This window comes from Arsenophonus endosymbiont of Aphis craccivora, assembly GCF_013460135.1.
GTDB lineage: Bacteria > Pseudomonadota > Gammaproteobacteria > Enterobacterales > Enterobacteriaceae > Arsenophonus > Arsenophonus nilaparvatae.
In genome coordinates this window covers 734,326-757,895 of the sequence record NZ_CP038155.1, presented here as the reverse complement: position 1 = coordinate 757,895, position 23,570 = coordinate 734,326, and the positions used below count along the sequence as shown (strand labels likewise).

Annotated in this window: 20 protein-coding genes and 3 pseudogenes; 19 read left to right on the top strand and 4 right to left on the bottom strand. The window is 39.3% G+C overall.

Annotation, left to right across the window (positions count from 1 at the left end):
• Nucleotides 1-42: 42 nt before the first annotated feature.
• From asnC to mnmG, 3 genes are all read left to right on the top strand, one after another.
• Nucleotides 43-504, top strand: coding sequence for a transcriptional regulator AsnC (gene asnC, locus E3U36_RS04090; RefSeq protein WP_180817187.1), 462 nt, complete (start codon nt 43-45; stop codon nt 502-504).
• A gap of 85 nt (nt 505-589) precedes the next feature.
• The gene (gene mioC / locus E3U36_RS04085; RefSeq protein WP_180817186.1) at nt 590-1,045 is read left to right on the top strand and encodes an FMN-binding protein MioC; all 456 of its coding nucleotides are present in this window, start codon (nt 590-592) and stop codon (nt 1,043-1,045) included.
• A 350-nt stretch (nt 1,046-1,395) separates the two neighbouring features.
• On the top strand, nt 1,396-3,285 hold the full coding sequence (gene mnmG, locus E3U36_RS04080; protein WP_180817185.1) for a tRNA uridine-5-carboxymethylaminomethyl(34) synthesis enzyme MnmG: 1,890 nt from the start codon (nt 1,396-1,398) through the stop codon (nt 3,283-3,285).
• Between the two features lie 76 nt (nt 3,286-3,361).
• On the opposite strand, the gene E3U36_RS04075 is transcribed toward mnmG, so the two are convergent.
• Nucleotides 3,362-4,285, bottom strand: a complete 924-nt coding sequence (locus E3U36_RS04075) for an IS5 family transposase (protein WP_180817184.1) — start codon at nt 4,283-4,285, stop codon at nt 3,362-3,364.
• On the opposite strand from E3U36_RS04075, the gene E3U36_RS04070 reads away from it, so the two are divergent.
• Nucleotides 4,279-4,539, top strand: a complete 261-nt coding sequence (locus tag E3U36_RS04070) for an RsmG family class I SAM-dependent methyltransferase (protein WP_439647278.1) — start codon at nt 4,279-4,281, stop codon at nt 4,537-4,539. The genes E3U36_RS04075 and E3U36_RS04070 overlap by 7 nt on opposite strands.
• Here the strand turns inward: E3U36_RS04070 and E3U36_RS12930 are convergent.
• Nucleotides 4,484-4,606, bottom strand: coding sequence for a hypothetical protein (locus E3U36_RS12930; RefSeq protein WP_255479090.1), 123 nt, complete (start codon nt 4,604-4,606; stop codon nt 4,484-4,486). The two genes, E3U36_RS04070 and E3U36_RS12930, sit on opposite strands and share 56 nt — an antisense overlap.
• On the opposite strand from E3U36_RS12930, the pseudogene E3U36_RS04065 reads away from it, so the two are divergent.
• The 15 genes and pseudogenes from E3U36_RS04065 (at nt 4,600) to asd (ending at nt 19,991) form a co-directional block, all read left to right on the top strand.
• Nucleotides 4,600-5,523 (top strand): annotated as a pseudogene (locus E3U36_RS04065) (IS5 family transposase). The gene E3U36_RS12930 and the pseudogene E3U36_RS04065 overlap by 7 nt on opposite strands.
• Nucleotides 5,520-6,040, top strand: a pseudogene (gene rsmG / locus E3U36_RS04060) (16S rRNA (guanine(527)-N(7))-methyltransferase RsmG). The pseudogenes E3U36_RS04065 and rsmG overlap by 4 nt, the downstream one beginning before the upstream one ends.
• Before the next feature lie 564 nt (nt 6,041-6,604).
• A complete protein-coding gene (atpI, locus tag E3U36_RS04055; protein ID WP_180817183.1) occupies nt 6,605-6,979 on the top strand; it encodes a F0F1 ATP synthase subunit I in 375 nt (124 codons plus the stop codon).
• A gap of 36 nt (nt 6,980-7,015) precedes the next feature.
• Nucleotides 7,016-7,840: a F0F1 ATP synthase subunit A gene (gene atpB / locus E3U36_RS04050; protein WP_180817182.1), complete on the top strand. Its 825-nt coding sequence runs from the start codon at nt 7,016-7,018 to the stop codon at nt 7,838-7,840.
• A 51-nt stretch (nt 7,841-7,891) separates the two neighbouring features.
• On the top strand, nt 7,892-8,131 hold the full coding sequence (atpE, locus tag E3U36_RS04045; protein WP_000429386.1) for a F0F1 ATP synthase subunit C: 240 nt from the start codon (nt 7,892-7,894) through the stop codon (nt 8,129-8,131).
• A gap of 59 nt (nt 8,132-8,190) precedes the next feature.
• Nucleotides 8,191-8,661, top strand: coding sequence for a F0F1 ATP synthase subunit B (gene atpF, locus E3U36_RS04040; RefSeq protein WP_180817181.1), 471 nt, complete (start codon nt 8,191-8,193; stop codon nt 8,659-8,661).
• A 14-nt stretch (nt 8,662-8,675) separates the two neighbouring features.
• Nucleotides 8,676-9,209, top strand: coding sequence for a F0F1 ATP synthase subunit delta (gene atpH, locus E3U36_RS04035; RefSeq protein ID WP_180817180.1), 534 nt, complete (start codon nt 8,676-8,678; stop codon nt 9,207-9,209).
• Nucleotides 9,210-9,223: 14 nt separating this feature from the next.
• Nucleotides 9,224-10,765: a F0F1 ATP synthase subunit alpha gene (atpA, locus tag E3U36_RS04030; RefSeq protein ID WP_180817179.1), complete on the top strand. Its 1,542-nt coding sequence runs from the start codon at nt 9,224-9,226 to the stop codon at nt 10,763-10,765.
• A gap of 49 nt (nt 10,766-10,814) precedes the next feature.
• A complete protein-coding gene (gene atpG / locus E3U36_RS04025; RefSeq protein WP_180817178.1) occupies nt 10,815-11,678 on the top strand; it encodes a F0F1 ATP synthase subunit gamma in 864 nt (287 codons plus the stop codon).
• Between the two features lie 34 nt (nt 11,679-11,712).
• Nucleotides 11,713-13,095, top strand: a complete 1,383-nt coding sequence (atpD, locus tag E3U36_RS04020; RefSeq protein WP_180817177.1) for a F0F1 ATP synthase subunit beta — start codon at nt 11,713-11,715, stop codon at nt 13,093-13,095.
• A 21-nt stretch (nt 13,096-13,116) separates the two neighbouring features.
• Complete coding sequence (locus E3U36_RS04015) at nt 13,117-13,533, top strand: F0F1 ATP synthase subunit epsilon (RefSeq protein ID WP_032115578.1); 417 nt, start codon at nt 13,117-13,119, stop codon at nt 13,531-13,533.
• Between the two features lie 197 nt (nt 13,534-13,730).
• Nucleotides 13,731-15,101: a bifunctional UDP-N-acetylglucosamine diphosphorylase/glucosamine-1-phosphate N-acetyltransferase GlmU gene (gene glmU, locus E3U36_RS04010; RefSeq protein ID WP_180817524.1), complete on the top strand. Its 1,371-nt coding sequence runs from the start codon at nt 13,731-13,733 to the stop codon at nt 15,099-15,101.
• A gap of 147 nt (nt 15,102-15,248) precedes the next feature.
• Complete coding sequence (glmS, locus tag E3U36_RS04005) at nt 15,249-17,081, top strand: glutamine--fructose-6-phosphate transaminase (isomerizing) (RefSeq protein WP_180817176.1); 1,833 nt, start codon at nt 15,249-15,251, stop codon at nt 17,079-17,081.
• 312 nt (nt 17,082-17,393) lie between these two features.
• Nucleotides 17,394-18,686: a glycoside hydrolase family 10-like protein gene (locus E3U36_RS04000; RefSeq protein ID WP_180817175.1), complete on the top strand. Its 1,293-nt coding sequence runs from the start codon at nt 17,394-17,396 to the stop codon at nt 18,684-18,686.
• Nucleotides 18,687-18,875: 189 nt separating this feature from the next.
• Nucleotides 18,876-19,991, top strand: a complete 1,116-nt coding sequence (gene asd, locus E3U36_RS03995; RefSeq protein WP_180817174.1) for an aspartate-semialdehyde dehydrogenase — start codon at nt 18,876-18,878, stop codon at nt 19,989-19,991.
• Between the two features lie 47 nt (nt 19,992-20,038).
• On the opposite strand, the gene gyrB is transcribed toward asd, so the two are convergent.
• Together gyrB and recF are read right to left on the bottom strand one after the other, a co-directional pair.
• Complete coding sequence (gene gyrB, locus E3U36_RS03990) at nt 20,039-22,453, bottom strand: DNA topoisomerase (ATP-hydrolyzing) subunit B (protein ID WP_180817523.1); 2,415 nt, start codon at nt 22,451-22,453, stop codon at nt 20,039-20,041.
• Nucleotides 22,454-22,478: 25 nt separating this feature from the next.
• Nucleotides 22,479-23,567 (bottom strand): annotated as a pseudogene (recF, locus tag E3U36_RS03985) (DNA replication/repair protein RecF).
• Nucleotides 23,568-23,570: the final 3 nt, after the last annotated feature.

Below are 23,570 nucleotides of genomic sequence, written 5' to 3'. Positions count from 1 at the left end.
AAGCCTTTAAAAATAAATAATCGTTAAAAATGGTGTTTTAAAATGGTTGAAAATTATCAAATCGATAATCTGGATCGTGACATACTTAATGAATTACTGAGAAATGCACGGATCCCCTACGCTGAAATAGCTAAAAAATTTGCCGTAAGTCATGGTACAATACATGTCCGAATCGAAAAAATGAAACAAGCTGGGATTATTGTAGGGACACATGTAGATATTAATGTGAAGCAACTAGGTTTTGATGTCTGTTGCTTTATTGGCATTATTTTAAAAAGCGCGAAAGACTACCATACTGCGCTGAAAAAACTTGATGAATTAGACGAGGTGGTCGAAGTTTACTATACAACTGGACAATATAGTATATTTATCAAGGTAATGTGTCGATCCATTGATGCATTACAAGACATACTTATTAATAAGATACAGACAATTGATGAGATCCAATCTACTGAAACCTTGATCTCTTTACAAAATCCAATAATGCGTACTATCAATCCATAAAAATGGAATAACCATATTATCCACAGGTAGATCCCAACTCATTCACAGCATACAATAGGCATTGTTTTAAATAATGGGTTTCATCATGACAAAAGTAACATTGATTACAGGTAGCACTATGGGCAGCGCTGAATATGTTGCTGAGCATATCGCTGAAATATTGGAGAAATATGGCTTTGACACTGAAGTCACATACGGCCCATCGTTAAAAAAGCTACCAACAAAAGGTATTTGGTTAATTGTATGCTCTACCAATGGAACAGGTGATTTGCCTGAAAATATACAACCTCTAGCAAAAGAGATCAGCGAAGAAAAAACTGATCTTAGCCAGCTTAATTATGGTGCGATTGGGATATGTAGCAAAGAATATGATACTTTTTGTTGTGCAATCCATAAATTAGATCAACTGCTAAAGGATCATAATGCAAAACGAGTTGTAGAAACATTGGAGATTGATATTTTGGAACATGAAGTGCCAGAAGATCTTGCAGAAATTTGGATCGAAAAGTGGAAAGATAAAATTATCGATTTGGATAAATAAAAGCCAAATGAATGTGGATAACTTTGCGAAAAAGCAGGGAATAACCCGTAGTTATCCATAGAATAAGCTTGAATGGCAAACTTGGTTGTGGATAACTAGCCATGTTAATCCCAGCTTATACGGAGTAGGATCACTTATCATTCACAGCTAAAGATCATACACAAGATAATGATCTTCTTACGGTATTTGCACTTATCCACAGAAGATCGCGATCATAATAAAAGATCTAATAAAGAGATCTTTAAATAAAAAAATCTTATTTATATTAGGCAAAGATCATATAACTTGCCTCTTAGCAAAACTCGAGTAAAATTCACTTCACAAGTCATACTTAATACTAAGGTTTATACATGTTTTACCCAGAACAATTTGATGTCATTATTATTGGTGGAGGCCACGCTGGTACTGAAGCAGCTATGGCTGCTGCTCGTATGGGACGTCAAACTTTACTTCTAACCCATAATATTGATACGTTGGGCCAACTGTCATGCAATCCAGCTATCGGTGGAATAGGTAAAGGACATCTGGTTAAAGAAATTGATGCCTTAGGTGGTATTATGGCTATTGCAACAGATAATGCCGGGATCCAATTTAGAACGCTTAATGCAAGTAAAGGTCCAGCAGTACAAGCAACCAGAGTTCAAACTGATCGAGTACTTTATAAGCAAGCGATTAGGACTGCGCTAGAAAATCAAAATAACTTAATGATCTTTCAACAAGCTGTTGAAGACCTGATCGTAAAAAACGATCAAGTTATTGGCGTGATAACCAAAATGGGATTAAAATTTCACGCAAAGTCTGTCGTATTGACCGTAGGTACCTTTCTTGACGGTAAAATTCACATAGGATTAGAAAATTATAGTGGTGGTAGGGCTGGTGATCCTCCTGCTATTAGCCTATCACATAGATTAAGAGAACTACCTTTACGAGTAGATCGACTTAAAACAGGTACACCCCCTAGAATTGACGCAAGAACTATCGATTTTTCCCAATTAGCACCACAATTTGGTGATGATCCCACCCCTGTTTTCTCTTTTGTCGGATCAGCTGAACAACATCCTCAACAATTACCTTGCTACATCACTTATACGAATGAAAAAACTCACCAAGTGATCCGCGATAATTTAGATCGTAGTCCTATGTATGGAGGAATTATTGAAGGAATAGGTCCCCGATACTGTCCCTCTATTGAAGATAAAGTTATGCGGTTTGCAGATCGTTCTGCACATCAAATCTTCCTTGAACCAGAAGGGCTAACCAGTAATGAAATTTATCCTAATGGAATTTCTACTAGTTTACCTTTTGATGTACAAATGCAAATTATACATTCGATGAAAGGTCTAGAAAATGCGCGTATTATTCGACCCGGATATGCGATTGAATACGATTTCTTTGATCCCCGAGATTTAAAGCCAACTTTAGAAAGCAAATGTATCAAAGGGCTATGTTTTGCAGGTCAGATTAATGGAACAACTGGTTATGAAGAAGCAGCAGCTCAAGGTCTACTAGCTGGACTTAACGCAGCTCGTTATGCTTTTGAACAAGAGGGATGGTTCCCTCGTCGTGATCAAGCCTACATTGGTGTTTTAGTTGATGATCTTTGTACCTTAGGCACTAAAGAACCCTATCGAATGTTTACTTCACGAGCAGAATATCGCCTTATGCTACGAGAAGACAACGCTGATCTTCGTTTAACCGAAAAAGGGTACGAACTTGGTTTAATCGATGAAAACCGTTGGCAAAAATTTTGTCATAAAGTTGAATTAATTGAACAAGAACGTCAAAGGTTACGTAACCTTTGGTTACATCCTAATTCAGATAAAATTGGTGATCTTAATGAGATATTAACTGTTCCGCTTTCAAAAGAAGCGAACGGCGAAGATTTACTTCGTCGCCCAGAAATGAGTTATAAATTACTTACTTCGTTAAACTATTTTTCACCTGCAATTGATGATCCGCAAGTCACAAGTCAAGTTGAAATTCAAGTAAAGTATGAAGGTTATATTACTCGTCAACAAGAAGAAATAGAGAGACAGCTGCGTAATGAATATACTGCTTTACCGACCAATTTAGATTACAAGCAAATAACCGGTCTTTCTAATGAGGTTATTGCAAAGCTTAATGATCATAAACCTAGTTCTATTGGCCAAGCGTCGCGTATATCAGGTATTACGCCAGCCGCAATATCAATATTATTAGTCTGGTTAAAAAAACAAGGTTTATTACGTCGGAGTGCTTAAAATGAACTTAATAACCTATTGGCTTTGTTGAATAAATCAGAATTAGCCGCCAGGATGGCTCCCTCTGCTACAGCTGTTATCCGATCCTGACGCTGTGTGGCATACCCAACAACGTCATACGGTTCAGCGCTTTGACCATCGCCATTGCTTCACCTACCTGAGCCTCATAGTCACGCAGCCTCAGATGGCCACCCAGCAAAGTTTTTATGCGGAACATCGCTGTTTCTGCCACTGAACGCCGGTGATAACCCACTTTCTTTTTCCACATATCATTACTCCTGCTCAGACGCTGATTCGCCACCGTATGGTTACGTTCATGGTACTTGTCCGGCCAGTATTTCGCTCCGCTTCGCGGCGGGATAAGGGGCCTGATTTTCTTTCTTAGCAACGCATCGTGGCGGTAACAGGCGTCATAAGCACCGTCTGCTGACACTTCCCTGATTTTCCGGTGGGTTTGGTTAATCAGGCCCGGCAGTGCCTGCGCATCTGTCGTTCCGCTGAGCGATAAGTCGGCACAGATAATCTCATGAGTCACACTGTCTGCTGCCAGATGAAGCTTGCGCCACACTCTTCGTCTGTCAGCCCCATGCTGCCTGACTTTCCATTCACCTTCGCCAAAGACCTTCAGACCGGTACTGTCGATGACCAGATGCGAGATTTCACCACGCGTTGGCGTTTTTATGCTGATGTTGACGCTCTTTGCTCGTCTGCTGACCAGCGAGTAGTCCGGACAGCACAGCGGCAAAGACATGAGTTTAAAAATCGAATCAACGAAGCCCTGTAATGCCCGGAGCGACAGGTTAAACACACGCTTCATCATCAGGACAGTGGTAACAGCCATATCGCTGTAGTAAAGCGGCCGGCCACGACCTTCAGGCGAAGAACTGTCAGTCCATCCAGCGATGGCCGACTCATCAAGCCAGACCGTCAGGGAACCGCGTTGTCTGAGTGCCTTGTTGTACGCGGGCCAGTTGGTAATTTTAAACTTTTGCTTTGCCATGGGGACCTGATGTTGAAACGAATTTAGCGATCAGCTCCGCCAATCACCTAAAAGTTCGATTTATTCAACAAAGCCTAACCTATTTTAAAAATTTATTAGATAAAACAGATATTATTTTGACCGATCAACAAATACAACAGCTAATTGTCTATATTGAGTTATTAAATAAATGGAATAAAATATATAATTTAACATCAGTTAGATCACCAGAACAAATGGTTGTTCGTCATATTTTAGGTGGCTTTGTTGAATAAATCGAACTTTTAGGTGATTGGCGGAGCTGATCGCTAAATTCGTTTCAACATCAGGTCCCCATGGCAAAGCAAAAGTTTAAAATTACCAACTGGCCCGCGTACAACAAGGCACTCAGACAACGCGGTTCCCTGACGGTCTGGCTTGATGAGTCGGCCATCGCTGGATGGACTGACAGTTCTTCGCCTGAAGGTCGTGGCCGGCCGCTTTACTACAGCGATATGGCTGTTACCACTGTCCTGATGATGAAGCGTGTGTTTAACCTGTCGCTCCTGGCATTACAGGGCTTCGTTGATTCGATTTTTAAACTCATGTCTTAGCCGCTGTGCTGTCCGGACTACTCGCTGGTCAGCAGACGAGCAAAGAGCGTCAACATCAGCATAAAAACGCCAACGCGTGGTGAAATCTCGCATCTGGTCATCGACAGTACCGGTCTGAAGGTCTTTGGCGAAGGTGAAAGGAAAGTCAGGCAGCATGGGGCTGACAGACGAAGAGTGTGGCGCAAGCTTCATCTGGCAGCAGACAGTGTGACTCATGAGATTATCTGTGCCGACTTATCGCTCAGCGGAACGACAGATGCGCAGGCACTGCCGGGCCTGATTAACCAAACCCACCGGAAAATCAGGGAAGTGTTAGCAGACGGTGCTTATGACGCCTGTTACTGCCACGACGCGTTGCTAAGAAAGAAAATCAGGCCCCTTATCCCGCCGCGAAGCGGAGCGAAATACTGGCCGGACAAGTACCATGAACGTAACCATGCGGTGGCGAATCAGCGTCTGAGCAGGAGTAATGATATGTGGAAAAAGAAAGTGGGTTATCACCGGCGTTCAGTGGCAGAAACAGCGATGTTCCGCATAAAAACTTTGCTGGGTGGCCATCTGAGGCTGCGTGACTATGAGGCTCAGGTAGGTGAAGCAATGGCGATGGTCAAAGCGCTGAACCGTATGACGTTGTTGGGTATGCCACACAGCGTCAGGATCGGATAACAGCTGTAGCAGAGGGAGCCATCCTGTCGGCTAATTCTGATTTATTCAACAAAGCCATTTTAGATAGTATTATTGTTGACAAATATCTTATCGGTAAACGATTTATTGATGTGGGTACAGGCCCAGGATTACCTGGTATACCCCTTGCTATTGTTCGCCCCAATGATCATTTCACACTATTAGATAGTTTAGGAAAACGGGTTATTTTTTTGCGACAAATACAACATGAATTGATGCTTAATAACATCGAGCTATTCAAAAACGAGTTGAACAGTACCAACCAGTAGAAAAATTTGATGGCATAATTAGCCGAGCATTTGCTTCATTACAGAATATGCTTTCATGGTGTCAACATCTTCCGAAGAAAAATGGAGGACAGTTTTACGCACTTAAAGGTATACTTTCTGCAAATGAAATATTAACTTTTTCTTCTAATTTTAAGATAAATAAAATTATTTCGTTGGATGTACCAGAACTCGATGAACAGCGATATTTAGTGATTTTAGGATTCAACTAATATTGTTTTTGATCAAAAAAAGTGACATTTTTTAGTCATAAAAAATAAATTTTCAAATGTTACCATTATTTTTATATCAAAATTTTAAACAGAAAGTATATTAACTTTATTGTTACATTTAAATAACAAAAAAACGATAATAAATTTATTGATATATTATATTATTAATTAGTTATATAAGATTATCTACAAGTATTTCTCCTCTTTATTTTTAATAAAGAAATAATTAATATTTTATCTTTGATTTTTTATCTTTGATTTTTCAATTTTTTTTACTTATTTCTTTTTAAGTAAATTAATAACCATATTAAAAGGTGACAAAGATCATATTTTAAAATTTAATATAATTAAATAATAGTAATTAAATTGACATTATTTTGTTTATTTTTGTGTTGGATCGAAAATTTTAAATATTTGTTCACGTTTTCGCTACTTATTGATTGAATTCATTTTTAGGGGTCGTATAATTTGCAAGTTTTTGTCTCTTGACACTCTCTCGCGCAAAGGCAGTTTTATACGCACTCAGCAATTTAAGGTTTAAAATACTGGGAGAATATAAGAGTCATGTCTGTTTCCCTCTACAACGGTAAAATTGCTTTAAAACTGTTGTTATTTCAGTTAATGGAGCTTGTGGTCCTCAGTATAGCTTTCTACATGAATAGTGTAGAATGGGGCTTATCTGCTTTTGCGGGTGGATTCGCATGTTGGTTACCTAATGCTTTATTTATGCTGTTAATACGTTATCAAAAGGCAGTTAAAAAAGCTGTTCCTATTAACATTGCATGGTTTTTTACCATTGGTGAGGGAGTAAAAGTTATTATAGCAATAACTGTATTGGTAATTGCTTTAGGTATATTTAAAGCAGCATTTGTACCATTAGGTTTGACCTATTTAGCTATGTTGATTATTCACATCATTACACCAGCTGTAATTAGATAGTGAGCATTTTTAAACAACAAAAGGGTAAAAGACATAATGTCTGCATCAGGAGAAGTGATGACTGCGGGAAGTTACATAGGACACCATCTAAATAATCTTCAGTTGGACCTGCGTACCTTCAAATTAGTTGATCCCCATAATAACAATGATCCGACGTTTTGGACGTTAAATATTGACTCGCTTTTTTTCTCAGTTGTCCTTGGAATTATTTTTTTGTGGCTCTTTAGAAAAATTGCTGTTAATGCAACCAGCGGCGTACCTGGTAAGTTACAAACTGCAATAGAAATGGTCATCGGTTTTGTCGATGATACCGTTCGTGATATGTATCATGGTAAGAGCAAATTCATTGCACCTTTAGCTTTTACGGTGTTTGTTTGGGTGTTATTAATGAATACCATGGATTTGTTACCAATAGATTTACTTCCCTATATTGGAGAACATTACCTGGGATTGCCAGCATTGCGTGTTGTTCCAACCGCAGATGTAAGCATTACTATGTCAATGGCGATTGGTGTATTTATCTTGATCATTTTCTACAGTATCAAAATGAAAGGATTAAGTGGGTTTACGAAAGAATTAACTTTACAACCATTCAATCATCCTATTTTTATTCCCATTAATTTGATTCTAGAAGGTGTTAGCCTGCTGTCTAAACCGGTATCTCTAGGTTTACGGTTATTCGGTAATATGTATGCAGGTGAATTGATCTTCATTCTTATTGCGGCTTTGTTACCTTGGTGGTCACAGTGGATACTTAACCTATCCTGGGCGATTTTCGATATACTGATTATTACGTTGCAAGCCTTTATTTTTATGGTTCTAACTATCGTTTATTTATCGATGGCGTCAGAAGAACATTAATTTCAACTTATTAATAAATTTTTATTTAACTGAAACAAACTGGAGACTGTCATGGAAAACCTAAATATGGATCTGCTGTACATGGCTGCCGCTGTAATGATGGGATTAGCAGCAATTGGTGCTGCAATTGGTATTGGCATCCTAGGGGGAAAATTCTTAGAAGGCGCAGCTCGTCAGCCAGATTTGATTCCTCTATTACGTACGCAGTTCTTTATTGTTATGGGCTTAGTTGATGCCATTCCGATGATTGCTGTTGGTCTGGGGCTATATGTGATGTTTGCAGTTGCTTGATAACACAAGCCAAATGGGAAAGAACATTAATATGTTAATTTTTAAAGAGGTATTGTGCGATGAATCTTAATGCGACAATCCTAGGCCAGGCTATTGCATTTGTCCTGTTTGTTTTGTTTTGTATGAAGTATGTATGGCCTCCAATTATGGCGGCGATTGAAAAACGTCAAACAGAAATTGCTGACGGTTTATCTTCTGCAGAACGAGCTAAAAAAAACTTGGACTTGGCGAAAGCTGATGCGACCGAAAGACTGAGAAAAGCAAAAGCAGAAGCACAAATCATTATTGAACAAGCTAATAAACAACGAGTTCAAATGATTGAAGAAGCAAAAGTAGAGGCTGAAGCTGAACGTAACAAGATCGTTGCTCAAGCGCAAATCGAAATTGATGCTGAGCGTAAGCGTGCACGTGAAGAGTTGCGTAAACAAGTTGCTATGTTAGCAATTTCAGGTGCAGAAAAAATAATTGAACGTTCCGTTGATGTAGCTGCTAATAGCGACATCGTTGATAAATTGGTCAACGAACTGTAAAGGAGGAAAGGGGCATGTCTGAAATTACTACGGTTGCTCGCCCCTATGCCAAAGCAGCTTTTGATTTTGCTGTAGAAAACCAACTTGTTGATAAATGGCAAAATATGCTCAGTTTTATTGCTGAAGCTACCAGTAATCAACAAATAGGTGAGCTGCTTTCTGGTTCAATAGCACCAGAAACATTAGCGAAAACATTTATCACTATTTGTGGTGATGAAATCGATGAACATGTTAGACATCTAATTCGCATTATGGCTGAAAACGGGCGTCTAAGTACGTTACCAGAAGTTTTGAAGCAATTCATACAATTACGCGCTTTTCTGGAGTCAACCGTTGATATTGAGGTCATTTCTGCCACTGAGCTAAATGAAAAACAGCAATTTAAAATTTCTGCAGCGATGGAAAAACGTCTGTCACGTAAAGTTAAGCTGAATTGCAAAATTGATAAGTCTGTTATCGCAGGAGTCATTATCCGCGCCGGAGACCTGGTTATTGATGGTAGCGTGCGTGGTCGTATTGAGCGTTTAACTGACGTATTGCAGTCTTAAGGGGATTGGAGCATATGCAACTGAATTCCACCGAAATCAGTGAACTGATCAAGCAACGTATTGCTCAGTTTGATGTAGTGAGTGAAGCTCACAATGAAGGTACAATTGTTTCTGTTAATGATGGGATCATTCGTATTCACGGTTTAGCTGAAGTTATGCAAGGTGAGATGATAGCACTACCTGGTAATCGTTATGCTATTGCGCTCAATTTAGAGCGTGACTCAGTTGGTGCCGTTGTCATGGGACCATATGCCGACTTAGCCGAAGGTATGAAAGTAAAGTGTACAGGTCGTATTCTTGAAGTACCAGTAGGTAGAGGATTACTTGGGCGAGTTGTTAATACCTTTGGTGAGCCAATTGATGGTAAAGGGCCTGTTGATCATGATGGTTTCTCTGCCGTTGAAGTTATCGCCCCTGGCGTTATTGATCGTCAATCAGTTGATCAACCTGTACAAACAGGATACAAATCCGTTGATGCTATGATCCCTATTGGGCGTGGTCAACGTGAGTTAATCATCGGTGATCGCCAAACCGGTAAAACCGCATTAGCTGTTGATGCCATTATTAATCAGCGTGATTCGGAAATAAAATGTATTTATGTAGCAATTGGGCAAAAAGCCTCAACTATTGCTAATGTGGTTCGCAAGCTTGAAGAGCATGGAGCACTCGAAAATACGATAGTTGTTGTTGCTACTGCATCTGAATCTGCTGCATTGCAATACCTTGCGCCTTATGCTGGCTGTGCATTGGGTGAATATTTTAGAGATCGTGGCGAAGATGCGCTAATTATTTATGATGATATCTCTAAACAAGCGGTTGCTTATCGACAAATTTCGCTATTGTTACGGCGTCCTCCTGGACGTGAAGCCTATCCAGGTGATGTTTTTTATCTTCATTCTCGTTTACTTGAGCGTGCTGCCCGTGTTAATGCTGAATATGTTGAAAAATTTACTAGTGGAGAAATCAAAGGTAAAACGGGTTCATTAACAGCATTACCGATTATTGAAACGCAAGCTGGTGATGTCTCTGCATTTGTACCTACTAATGTAATTTCAATCACTGATGGACAAATTTTCTTGGAATCTAACTTATTTAATGCGGGTATTCGCCCGGCAGTTAACCCAGGAATATCAGTATCACGTGTAGGTGGTGCGGCTCAGACTAAGATTATCAAGAAATTATCTGGGGGCATTCGTACCGCATTGGCGCAGTATCGCGAGTTAGCTGCATTTTCACAATTTGCTTCTGATTTAGATGATGCGACACGTAAGCAGCTTAATCATGGACAGAAAGTTACTGAATTGTTGAAACAGAAACAGTATGCACCAATGTCAGTTGCGCAGCAGGCGTTATCTTTATTTGCTGCTGAACGTGGTTATCTGGAAGATGTTGAATTAGCAAAAATTGGTGATTTTGAGACGTCATTGCTGGCTTATGCTACTCGTGAGCATTCTATCTTGCTGAAAGAAATTGATCAGACAGGTAAATATAACGATGAAATCGAAGCTAAGTTAAATGCCTTGCTCGATTCTTTTAAAGCAACTCAATCCTGGTAATTCTATTCGGCCTTTATTGAGACCGTTTGGTTAATAAGGAGGAGCTGAAATGGCGGGTGCAAAAGAGATACGTTCTAAGATCGGTAGTGTTCAAAATACACAAAAGATCACTAAAGCGATGGAGATGGTTGCTGCATCCAAAATGCGCAAAACACAAGAGCGTATGGCAGCTAGTCGTCCTTATGCAGAAACTATGCGTAGTGTAATTGGTCACTTAGCATTAGGTAATTTGGAATATAAACATCCATATCTTAAAGAGCGTCATGTTAAACGTATTGGTTATTTAATTGTTTCAACTGACCGTGGTTTATGTGGTGGCTTAAATATTAATTTATTTAAAAAATTACTGACAGAAATGAAAACATGGACTGATAAAAGTGTCCAGATTGATCTGGCATTAATTGGTTCTAAAGCAGTTTCATTCTTTAATTCGGTTGGTGGTAATATTGTTGCTCAGGTAACCGGGATGGGAGATGATCCTTCTCTGTCTGATCTTATTGGACCCGTGAAAATTATGTTAGAAGCATATGATGAAGGGCGTCTAGATAAGTTGTATGTTGTAACTAACAAATTTGTTAATACCATGACTCAAGTACCAACGATTACTCAATTATTGCCTCTACCTGCGGGTGATGATGAAACATTGAAAAAGAAATCTTGGGATTATTTGTATGAACCTGATCCCAAGATACTACTGGATACCCTGTTGCGTCGTTATATCGAATCACAGGTTTATCAGAGCGTCGTTGAAAACTTAGCTAGTGAACAGGCTGCTCGAATGGTAGCAATGAAAGCAGCTACTGATAATGGTGGTAACCTGATCAAGGAGTTGCAGTTGGTTTACAATAAGGCTCGTCAAGCCAGCATTACTCAGGAACTTACCGAAATAGTTTCGGGAGCTGCCGCAGTTTAATGGCTAGGTTTACGAATTACGTAGAGGATTCAAGATGGCTACTGGAAAGATTATCCAGGTAATCGGCGCCGTAGTGGATGTCGAATTTCCTCAAGATGCGGTACCCAAAGTGTACGACGCGCTTGAGGTAATGAATGGTAAAGAAAAACTAATTTTAGAAGTTCAGCAGCAGTTGGGTGGCGGAGTTGTTCGCTGCATCGCGATGGGGACTTCTGATGGTTTAAAACGTGGTTTAGACGCTGTTGATTTAGCTCACCCAATTGAAGTGCCAGTCGGTAAAGCGACATTAGGGCGCATCATGAATGTATTAGGTGATACTATCGATATGAAAGGTGAGATCGGTGAAGAAGAACGTTGGGCTATTCATCGTGCCGCCCCTAGTTATGAAGAGTTATCTAATTCAACAGAATTGCTCGAAACTGGTATCAAAGTTATGGATCTTATTTGCCCATTTGCTAAAGCTGGGAAAGTAGGATTATTTGGTGGTGCTGGTGTTGGTAAAACAGTAAACATGATGGAGCTTATTCGTAATATTGCGATTGAGCATTCTGGTTATTCGGTCTTTGCAGGCGTCGGCGAGCGGACTCGTGAAGGTAATGATTTCTATCACGAAATGACAGATTCAAATGTATTGGATAAAGTTTCTCTGGTTTATGGTCAAATGAATGAACCGCCAGGAAACCGTCTACGTGTTGCTTTAACAGGATTGACAATTGCAGAGAAGTTTCGTGATGAAGGGCGAGATGTATTGTTATTTATCGATAACATCTATCGCTATACATTAGCAGGAACAGAAGTTTCGGCCCTGCTTGGTCGTATGCCTTCGGCAGTGGGTTATCAACCGACCTTAGCGGAAGAAATGGGTGTATTGCAGGAGCGTATTACATCAACTAAAGCTGGTTCAATAACGTCAGTTCAGGCGGTATATGTTCCTGCCGATGATTTGACGGATCCCTCTCCAGCAACTACTTTTGCTCATTTGGATGCAACGGTCGTTCTTAGTCGTCAAATTGCGTCATTAGGTATTTATCCTGCTGTTGATCCATTGGATTCAACTAGTCGTCAGCTTGATCCATTAGTTGTAGGGCAAGAGCACTACGACGTAGCACGTTGTGTTCAGTCTATTTTGCAGCGTTATCAAGAATTGAAAGATATCATTGCTATTCTGGGAATGGATGAGCTGTCTGAAGAAGATAAATTGGTTGTTGCGCGCGCTCGTAAAATCCAGCGTTTCCTATCTCAACCATTCTTTGTGGCTGAAGTTTTTACTGGTTCACCGGGAAAATTTGTTGCTTTAAAAGATACTATCCGTGGCTTTAAAGGTATTTTGAATGGTGATTATGATCATCTGCCTGAGCAAGCGTTTTATATGGTAGGTACTATCGAAGAAGCGGTAGAAAAAGCGAAAAATTTATAATGTCGCTGATGGGAGGTTGATATGGCTGCAATGACATACCATCTGGTTGTGGTAAGTGCTGAAAAGCAGATGTTTGACGGCCTTGTCCAGAAAATCCAGGTGACAGGCAGCGAAGGGGAGCTGGGGATTTATCCTCAACATACACCGCTGCTAACTGCCATTAAGCCTGGCATGATACGTATTACCAAACAGTTTGGTGAAGAAGAACTAATCTATCTTTCTGGTGGTATTCTTGAAGTTCAACCAAATGGTGTTATCGTATTGGCTGATACAGCAATCCGTGGCAAGGATTTGGATGAAGCTAAGGCATTAGAATCTAAGCATAAAGCGGAAGAGCATATTCGTAAAGCACATGGTGATGTCGATTATGCTCAAGCATCAGCAGAGTTAGCGAAGGCAATTGCTAAATTACGTGTCATCGAGCTGATGAAAAAATGATATAATCCTAAGAATTTATTTAAACTTTACAGCTATTTTTATAAAAATTAGGTAAATACAGGGAGTGAGACAATTTATTTATGTTTCGCTCCTTTTCTTTTATATAGATAGTAAGCTTTTTTATTTGAACGAAATATGTAGTAATTTGTTCAATAAATAGTTTTACTTTTACCTAACTGATGGAGTTATTAGGTTTTATGTCTATGAACGCAAAAAGTGTTGTGATCCTCGCGGCGGGTAAAGGTACCCGCATGTATTCTGACTTACCAAAAGTTTTACATCCACTGGCAGGAAAACCAATGGTGCAGCATGTTATCGACACATCATTATCACTTGGGGCATCTAATATTCATTTAGTTTATGGTCATGGTGCTGATTTAATTAAATTAGTTTTAGCTAATCAACCTATTAATTGGATCTTACAGGCAGAGCAATTAGGAACAGGACATGCAATGCAGCAAGCAGCACCTTATTTTGCTGATGATGAAGATATCCTGATGCTTTATGGTGATTCTACACTGATCACAAAAGAAACACTTGAACGATTATTAGAAGCTAAGCCTGACGGAGGAATAGGGTTATTGACGGCAATCGTTAATGAACCGACAGGTTACGGGCGTATTATTCGTCAAAAAGGTGAAGTAATTGGCATTGTTGAGCAAAAAGATACAACGGAAAATCAAGCTAAAATTAACGAAATTAATACCGGTATACTAGTTGCTAATGGTGCTGATTTAAAGCGATGGCTGAAAAAACTTAATAATAACAATGCTCAAAATGAATATTATGTTACCGATATCATTTCATTGGCGCATGAAGAAGGCTGTAAAATAAATGCAGTTCATCCTACCAAATTGAGTGAAATGGAAGGGGTGAATAACTGTTTACAGCTTTCGGCGCTTGAACGTATTTATCAACAAGAACAGGCAGAAAAATTATTATTGGCAGGTGTTATGATTATTGACCCTGCTCGTTTTGATTTGCGTGGTACATTAAAGTACGGGCGTAATGTAATTATTGATACTAATGTTATTATTGAAGGGGATGTTGTACTGGGTAATAATGTGCATATTCATGCCGGATGTATATTAAAAAATTGTACGATAGATGATAATTCAATTATTAGTGCTTATTCAGTTATAGAAGATTCAGAATTATCTACCGCCTGTACAATTGGCCCTTTTGCTCGTTTACGTCCAGGGACTAGACTGGCAGATAAAGTGCATATTGGTAATTTTGTTGAGGTTAAAAACACCGCTTTAGGTGCGGGTTCTAAAGCAGGGCATTTAAGTTATCTAGGTGACGCCGAAATTGGTGGAGATGTTAATATTGGCGCAGGAACAATAACTTGTAATTATGATGGGGCTAATAAATTTAAAACAATCATTGGTGATAATGTTTTTGTTGGCTCAGATACGCAAATAATTGCACCGGTTACCATTGCTAACGGGGCAACTATTGGTGCTGGAACTACGCTTACTAATGATGTTAAGGAAAATGAACTTGTTATTAGCCGTGTTAAACAGCGGCATATTGTCAATTGGCAGCGTCCAATAAAGAAAAAATAGTCGCAAAATAAATAGTGATGATTAATCATCTATTTTATAAATAATAAACCCAATATCTACAGGCTTTGGGAACGGTAAAACCGAATATATTAATCAGGTTACGACAGCATAAGAGCTGTATGCTCTTCTATTTTGGAATGAAAACCGATGTGTGGAATTGTTGGTGCAGTAGCACAACGCGATATAGCTGAAATTCTTATTGAAGGGCTTCGTCGACTGGAGTACCGGGGTTATGACTCTGCCGGTTTAGCCGTGGTTGATGATAAAACCAATCTGACACGATTACGTGAAACGGGTAAAGTTCAGATCCTGGCAGATGAAGTGGAAAAACATGCTGTAATTGGTGGCACAGGCATTGCGCATACTCGTTGGGCGACGCATGGTCAGCCAAGCAAAAAAAATGCCCATCCGCATACATCTGAATATATTGCGGTCGTTCATAATGGGATTATTGAAAATTATCAACAACTACGTGAACAACTTAAAAAGCAAAAATATGTTTTTACTTCAGAAACTGACACCGAAGTTATAGCCCATTTAACACATTGGGAATTACAAAAAGGTGGTACCTTGCTAGAAGTGGTACAGCGTGTTATCCCCCAATTAAAAGGCGCTTACGGTACCGTTATTATGGATAGCCGTACTCCTGGATTGCTAGTGGCTGCGCGTTCGGGTAGCCCATTAATTATAGGTTTAGGTGTTGGTGAAAATTTTCTAGCATCCGATCAATTAGCGCTTTTGCCGGTTACACGTCGCTTTATCTATTTAGAGGAAGGTGATATTGCTGAAGTGACTCGTCGGACAGTGCGTATTTTTGATCAACAAGGCTCAGAAGTTGAACGAGAACAAATAGAATCCAATATTCAGTATGATGCTGGTGAAAAAGGAATTTATCGCCACTATATGCAAAAAGAGATCTATGAGCAGCCTTTAGCAATAAAAAATACCCTCGAAGGGAGCGTTGATCAGCATGATAGTGTTATTTTTAGTGAATTAGATAAAAAAGCCCAAAATCTATTATCTCAGGTTGAACATATTCAAATTGTTGCTTGTGGGACTTCATATAATGCCGGAATGGTTGCCCGTTACTGGCTTGAATCTTTAGCAGGTATACCATGTGATGTGGAAATTGCTTCTGAATTCCGTTATCGCAAACCAGCGAGACGTAAAAATAGCTTATTGATCACCCTTTCTCAATCGGGTGAAACAGCGGATACCTTAGCAGCATTAAGATTATCGAAACAGCTTGGTTATCTGGCATCGTTGGCAATATGTAATGTTTTAGGCTCATCTTTAGTCCGTGAATCAGATTTTGCATTAATGACAAAAGCTGGTGCAGAAATTGGCGTAGCATCCACCAAAGCGTTTACTACCCAATTGACGGTTTTATTATTATTAGTTGCTTATCTGATTCGCTTGCAGGATAAAAACATTACTCTTGAGAAAGACATTGTTCAGGCATTACATGCATTACCTGCTCGTATTGACAGTATGTTATCGCAAGAAAAAATGATTGAAGATTTAGCAGAGGATTTTTCTGATAAAAATCATGCTCTTTTTCTTGGCCGAGGTGATCAATTTCCGATAGCTGTTGAAGGTGCATTAAAGCTAAAAGAGATTTCTTATATTCATGCCGAAGCTTATGCAGCGGGTGAGTTGAAGCATGGCCCATTAGCACTGATTGATGCCGATATGCCAGTAATTATTATTGCGCCAAATAATGAATTACTCGACAAGCTAAAATCCAATATTGAAGAAGTCCGTGCTCGTGGCGGCTTACTTTATGTTTTTGCTGATAAAGACGCGGGTTTTATTGACAGTGAAAATATGAAAATTATTCCATTACCACATGTTGAAGAGCTAATTGCCCCGATTTTTTATACCGTTCCACTACAATTATTATCTTATCATGTTGCGCTAATAAAAGGCACGGATGTTGATCAACCAAGAAATTTAGCTAAATCTGTGACCGTCGAGTGAGGTCTGTATAAAGCGTGATATTTAGGCTATTGTCAATAAATTATTGTATATAATAGACTAAGATAGCTTTTTTATTTTTACCTTTGATTACATATTGCTATGCTAAAAAATACGCTCCATTCTAGCGTATTTTTTTAATAATATTAAAGGATAGCAAGCTAAAAATTGATTATTCAGTTAAGTTATTTTGGTAATTGATTACCTGAAAAATAAATATTTTAATATTTAATAAATTGATTAATATAACACCATCAATTAAACAATAATCACAGCTTATCAATCCCTAACTGTAAACAAAATAAGGAATCAAGGATGCTATTGCAATTAAAGGGGAGAAAGTGGTTTATTACTTCGTTATTTTGCTTGTTTTTAGTTGTTGGTTGTAATAATAAAAAAGTAGCTGATGAGCAAAAGGCCACGATTAAACAAGATATACCAGTACGTGGTGTATGGTTAACGACCGTATCTCGGCTTGATTGGCCTTCTCTTTCTTCAGTTAACCTTGATTCAGAAAAGCTCAGAATTGAAGTACAGAAAAAAGAGTTAACGGATAAACTGGATAATTTGGTGAAGCTAGGCATTAACACCATTTTTTTTCAGGTAAAACCAGATGGTACTGTGCTTTATCATTCTCATATTCTCCCTTGGTCTGACGTGCTTACCGGTGTAGTCGGTAAAGACCCAGGTTATGATCCGTTGGCGTTTATTATTGCTGAGGCGCACAAAAGAAATTTAAAAATACATGCTTGGCTAAATCCCTACCGGGTTTCAATGGATACGCAACCAGAAACCATTACTTCACTGCAAAAGACACTTAATTCTCCGCCTACTAGCGTTTATGTTTTACATAAAGATTGGATACGAACTGCCTACGACCGTTTTGTACTTGATCCAGGCTTACCAGAAGTTCGTAATTGGATCACCAGTATTGTTGCTGAATTAGTTAAAAACTATGATATTGATGGCATACAGTTTGATGATTATTTCTATTATGAAACTCCTTCCTCCAAACTCAATGATGAGGCAACGTTTCAACGATACGGTCAGGGATTTTTAGATAAAGCCAGTTGGAGAAGAAATAATACCTTGTTGTTGATTCGAGAGGTTTCTTCAAAAATCCGTTCGTTAAAACCCACTATTGAATTTGGCATCAGTCCAGGCGGTGTATGGCGAAATATTTCCGATGATCCACGAGGCTCGGATACTAAAGCTGGTGGGCCTACTTATGACAGAGCCTATGCTGATACCGGATTATGGGTAAAAGAAGGTTTATTAGATTATATAGCCCCGCAAATTTACTGGCCTTTTGCCCGCGAAATTGTCAAATATGATGTGATTGCAAAATGGTGGGCTGATGTGGTGAGATCGACTAACACTAAATTGTATATTGGGGTGGCATTATATAAAGTTGGAGTGCCATCTCAAACAGAGCCTGATTGGTCTCTTGACGGCGGTGTCCCGGAGCTAAAAAGACAACTCGATCTTAATGATGAATTACCTGAAATAAAAGGTGAGATCCTATTTAGAGAGGGGCTCCTTCAGTCTCCGCAAACGGCAGAGGCAGTAAAATATCTTAAATCCCGTTGGAATAGATCAGCGCAGTAAAGTTATTGACCGTTATTTTAAGTAAAACACCCTTAATATTGGGTGTTTTGTTTTATCAGTTATAAATAGATTTTTATTTATTAAATAATCAGCTTTAAAAAATGGCATAAATGATTTCAATTTGCGATTATTGTTTATAAATGGCGACGACTTTACTTAGCAACAACATTAAGATTGGATATAACAAAAATGAAAAATGTCGGATTTATTGGTTGGCGAGGTATGGTTGGTTCTGTACTGCTGCAACGAATGGTGGAAGAAGGTGATTTTAATAATATCAATCCTGTTTTTTTTACTACCTCTCAACATGGTGAATTGGCACCAAAATATGGTCAACATCAATCAACACTGCTAGATGCTTTTGATCTTGATGGATTAAAGGAATTAGAGGTAATAATTAGCTGTCAGGGTGGAGATTATACCGATCAAATTTACCCTAAACTGCGTGCGACTGGTTGGTCAGGTTACTGGATAGATGCCGCCTCTTCCTTACGGATGAAAGAGGATAGCATTATTATTCTTGATCCTGTTAATCGTCAATATATTGATCAGTGTTTAAATGAAGGGATAAAAACCTTTGTTGGTGGCAATTGCACGGTCAGTTTGATGCTAATGGCTTTAGCTGGCTTATTTGCTGAGAACCTGATTGAGTGGGTTTCGGTCGCAACCTATCAGGCGGCTTCTGGCGCAGGTGCGCGTAATATGCGTGAATTATTAGTGCAAATGGGTGAGTTACATGCACAGGTTGCTAATGAACTGCAAAATCCCGCGGCGGCTATTTTATCGATTGAGAAAAAAGTAACTGACTTCACCCGTAGTGGAAAGATGAGCCCAGAAGCCTTTGGCGCGCCATTGGCCGGTAGTTTGATCCCCTGGATAGATAAACAATTGCCCAATGGTCAAAGTCGTGAGGAATGGAAAGGGCAGGCTGAAACTAATAAAATTTTAAATAACTCTAGTCATGTTATTCCTGTCGATGGTTTATGTGTTCGTATTGGAGCATTACGCTGCCATAGCCAGGCATTTACCATAAAATTGCAAAAAAATGTTGCGATTGAGGATGTTGAGCAAATTTTGTCCGCACATAATGATTGGGTTCGCGTTATTCCTAATGAGCGTGAATTAACTATTCAAGAGTTAACGCCTGCGGCAGTAACAGGCACCTTAAATGTTCCGGTTGGACGCTTGCGTACATTAAATATGGGGCCAGAATATTTATCCGCTTTTACGATTGGTGATCAGCTATTATGGGGAGCTGCAGAGCCTTTACGCCGTATGTTAAAAATATTATATAGTTATCTATAATAAAAAGCCCCAATTTAGATATGGGGCTTTTGTTTTGCCATTTGACATTAAATGTCTATATTTTCTGCTTTTAATGCGTTTTCTTCAATAAAAGCTCTACGTGGTTCAACCGCATCACCCATTAGTGTGGTAAACAGTTGGTCAGTTGCGATGGCATCTTTAACGGTAACACGCATCATACGGCGGGTATCTGGGTTCATCGTTGTTTCCCATAATTGCTCTGGATTCATTTCGCCTAATCCTTTATAGCGTTGTACCATCAAGCCACGGAGTGATTCTTTTGATAACCAGTTCAATGCATCTTCAAAGAAAGAAATAGTCTGGCGACGCTCTCCTCTTTCCACATACGCACCATCCTCAATCAGATCTCCTATTAGCTGACCAATTTTAGTTATGCGTGTATATTCAATACCATGAATGAAATCGAAATCTAGATTGTAATCGGTATCAACGCCATGGGTTCTTATACGTAAAACCGGTTCAAATAATTGGCGTTCACTATTTTCATTAATATGATAGCTATAAGTACTACCATGTTCTTCATTATCGGTTAGGCGCTTAACTAGCATGTTGATCCAATTTTCTATCTTGGATTTATCTTTCAAGTCATCTTCTACCAAGGTAGGCTGATAAATAAGATTATTTAATAAAGCTAGTGGATAGACACGCTCTAAACGTTTGATAATTTTTTGAGCAGCATTATATTCAATGATTAACTTCTCCAATGGCTCACCTTTCAATGCCGGGGCATGAGGGCTAGTATAGAGCGAGGTGTTGTCTAATGCGATTGAAATGAAATATTCGTTCATCGCCTCATCATCTTTAATATATTGTTCTTGCTTACCTTTTTTTACTTTATATAAAGGTGGCTGAGCAATATAGACATGGCCTCGTTCAATAATTTCTGGCATCTGACGATAGAAGAAAGTTAATAACAATGTCCGTATATGGGAGCCGTCGACATCGGCATCGGTCATGATAATAATGCTATGATAACGTAATTTATCAGGATCATATTCATCACGGCCAATACCACAACCTAAAGCAGTTATTAAGGTGGCTACTTCCTGTGAGGAGAGCATTTTGTCGAAACGCGCTTTTTCAACATTAAGAATTTTACCTTTTAACGGTAAAATTGCCTGATTTTTTCGGTTACGCCCCTGTTTGGCAGAGCCGCCTGCGGAATCACCCTCCACTAAATAAAGTTCTGATAAAGCCGGATCACGCTCCTGGCAGTCTGCTAATTTACCGGGTAATCCTGCTAAATCAAGGGCACCTTTACGGCGCGTCATTTCGCGTGCTTTACGGGCAGCCTCGCGGGCACGGGCGGCGTCAATGATTTTGCTAACAACGATTTTGGCGTCATTAGGATTTTCTAATAGATATTCGACCAGTTTCTCATTCATTAAAGTTTCAACAACGGTTTTTACTTCGGAAGAAACTAGCTTATCTTTTGTTTGTGACGAAAATTTTGGATCGGGAACTTTAACAGAAACGACAGCAATTAAACCTTCACGGGCATCATCACCAGTAGCACTAACTTTGGATTTTTTCTGATAACCTTCTTTATCCATGTAATTGTTCAGTGTACGTGTCATGGCGGTACGGAAACCAACCAGATGGGTTCCTCCATCACGTTGAGGAATGTTGTTGGTGAAACAATAAACATTTTCTTGGAAACCGTCATTCCATTGCATGGATATTTCTACATTAATACCCTCTTTGTCCGCCGAAAAATAGAAAACACTCGGATGGATTGGGGTTTTATTCCGACTTAAGTATTCTACAAAAGCTTTAATTCCACCTTCATAATGAAAATGATCTTCTTTATTATCACGTTTATCAATTAAACGAATGGATATACCTGAATTAAGAAAAGAGAGCTCCAGTAACCGTTTTGCCAAAATATCGTATTCAAATTCGGTAACGGTTTTAAATGTGTCCAAACTTGGCCAGAAACGGATATAGGTTCCCCGCTCATCAGTTTCTCCGACAATCGATAAAGGTGCTTGTGGAACACCTAATTGGTAAGTCTGTTCATGTACTTTTCCCTCGCGACGGATAGCTAGCTCTAATTTTTCTGATAAGGCATTAACAACAGAAACACCGACCCCATGTAAGCCACCGGAAACTTTATAGGAATTATCGTCAAATTTGCCGCCAGCATGAAGAACGGTCATGATGACTTCTGCGGCAGATACACCTTCTTCTTCATGAATATCGGTTGGAATACCACGTCCATTATCGATAACAGAGATGGAGTTATCGGTATGTATGGTTACAATAATATCGCTACAATACCCTGCCAAGGCTTCGTCGATAGCGTTGTCGACAACCTCGAAGACCATGTGATGAAGGCCTGTACCATCGTCGGTATCACCGATATACATGCCTGGGCGCTTACGCACCGCGTCTAGCCCTTTTAATACCTTGATACTTGAGGAGTCATATGTATTCGACATCAACGTTTCTCGCTAATTTCTGATCCTATGGTTGAACTTCTATTTTGCCATGTTTTACGCAAAACATCCTGCTATTTCCATCTAACATATCTTTAACTTGCGCGATGGTAATCGCGCTAACAAAGACCTGAGCTTGCGTCGCTTTAAGCCGTTTGGCTAATAAGTGACGGCGATCCTTATCTAACTCATAAGCAAAATCGTCTAACAGATATAAGCATCTTTGCCCACTCTGTCGGGTGAAATATTCACCTTGTGCTAATTTTAATGCGCAAATTAATAATTTTAACTGCCCGCGCGATAGGATATCTTCAACGGCAATTCCTTCTACGCGGATCCGTAAGTCAGCTTTATGTGGCCCTAATGCGGTATAGGTAAGCATTAGGTCACGTTCAAATTGCCTTACTAATATATCTGAATAATCGGTTTCTTTATCCCATCCTCGCTGAAATGAGATGCTAAGTGAAAATTCAGATAAGAACTGTTTACAGGTGTTTTCAATATCTTTCGTAATTCCTGCAATATAGCTGGCTCGCCATTCACTTATTTTATGGGCCAGAGGGATCAGTTCATAATCCCAATGACGCAGCTCATTATAACTTGTTACTTGGCGTAATGCTGCATTACGTTGCTTTAATAGCCGTTTTAAATCAGACCAGGCAGCAAAAAACTGAGGTTCATTGTGGAAACATCCCCAATCAAGAAAAGCTCGACGATATTTAGGGCCACCATTTAATAAGGTAAAACCTTCAGGAGTTATTAGTTGCATTGGTAATAATTTAGCTAATTCAGCAATTTTATGCCCATCATTGCCATCAATGCGAACTTTACTTTCACCGTTACGATCTTTACTTAATCCCAAAGTCAGTTCACGTGATTATGGCTCTATATGAACAAGACGACCATGTAAAACAAAATTATGTTGTTGATGACGAATGACACGTGCTACTTGAATGCTACGAAAAGCCCTACCATGTCCTAATGTATAGATCGCTTCAAGAATACTTGTTTTTCCGCTGCCATTTGGCCCAATTAAAAAATTAAAACCGGTTGCTAATGGTAGATCCGCACTTTCTATATTACGAAAGTCGCGGATAAGTAAACGCGAAAGCATCATAGA

Excerpts from the sequence above, each read along its gene's own strand:
- asnC (WP_180817187.1), top strand. The coding sequence starts at position 43 with ATGGTTGAAAATTATCAAATCGATAATCTGGATCGTGACATACTTAAT.
- mioC (WP_180817186.1), top strand. The coding sequence starts at position 590 with ATGACAAAAGTAACATTGATTACAGGTAGCACTATGGGCAGCGCTGAA.
- mnmG (WP_180817185.1), top strand. The coding sequence starts at position 1,396 with ATGTTTTACCCAGAACAATTTGATGTCATTATTATTGGTGGAGGCCAC.
- E3U36_RS04075 (WP_180817184.1), bottom strand. The coding sequence starts at position 4,285 with ATGGCAAAGCAAAAGTTTAAAATTACCAACTGGCCCGCGTACAACAAG.
- atpI (WP_180817183.1), top strand. The coding sequence starts at position 6,605 with ATGTCTGTTTCCCTCTACAACGGTAAAATTGCTTTAAAACTGTTGTTA.
- atpB (WP_180817182.1), top strand. The coding sequence starts at position 7,016 with ATGTCTGCATCAGGAGAAGTGATGACTGCGGGAAGTTACATAGGACAC.
- atpE (WP_000429386.1), top strand. The coding sequence starts at position 7,892 with ATGGAAAACCTAAATATGGATCTGCTGTACATGGCTGCCGCTGTAATG.
- atpF (WP_180817181.1), top strand. The coding sequence starts at position 8,191 with ATGAATCTTAATGCGACAATCCTAGGCCAGGCTATTGCATTTGTCCTG.
- atpH (WP_180817180.1), top strand. The coding sequence starts at position 8,676 with ATGTCTGAAATTACTACGGTTGCTCGCCCCTATGCCAAAGCAGCTTTT.
- atpA (WP_180817179.1), top strand. The coding sequence starts at position 9,224 with ATGCAACTGAATTCCACCGAAATCAGTGAACTGATCAAGCAACGTATT.
- atpG (WP_180817178.1), top strand. The coding sequence starts at position 10,815 with ATGGCGGGTGCAAAAGAGATACGTTCTAAGATCGGTAGTGTTCAAAAT.
- atpD (WP_180817177.1), top strand. The coding sequence starts at position 11,713 with ATGGCTACTGGAAAGATTATCCAGGTAATCGGCGCCGTAGTGGATGTC.
- E3U36_RS04015 (WP_032115578.1), top strand. The coding sequence starts at position 13,117 with ATGGCTGCAATGACATACCATCTGGTTGTGGTAAGTGCTGAAAAGCAG.
- glmU (WP_180817524.1), top strand. The coding sequence starts at position 13,731 with ATGTCTATGAACGCAAAAAGTGTTGTGATCCTCGCGGCGGGTAAAGGT.
- glmS (WP_180817176.1), top strand. The coding sequence starts at position 15,249 with ATGTGTGGAATTGTTGGTGCAGTAGCACAACGCGATATAGCTGAAATT.
- E3U36_RS04000 (WP_180817175.1), top strand. The coding sequence starts at position 17,394 with ATGCTATTGCAATTAAAGGGGAGAAAGTGGTTTATTACTTCGTTATTT.
- asd (WP_180817174.1), top strand. The coding sequence starts at position 18,876 with ATGAAAAATGTCGGATTTATTGGTTGGCGAGGTATGGTTGGTTCTGTA.
- gyrB (WP_180817523.1), bottom strand. The coding sequence starts at position 22,453 with ATGTCGAATACATATGACTCCTCAAGTATCAAGGTATTAAAAGGGCTA.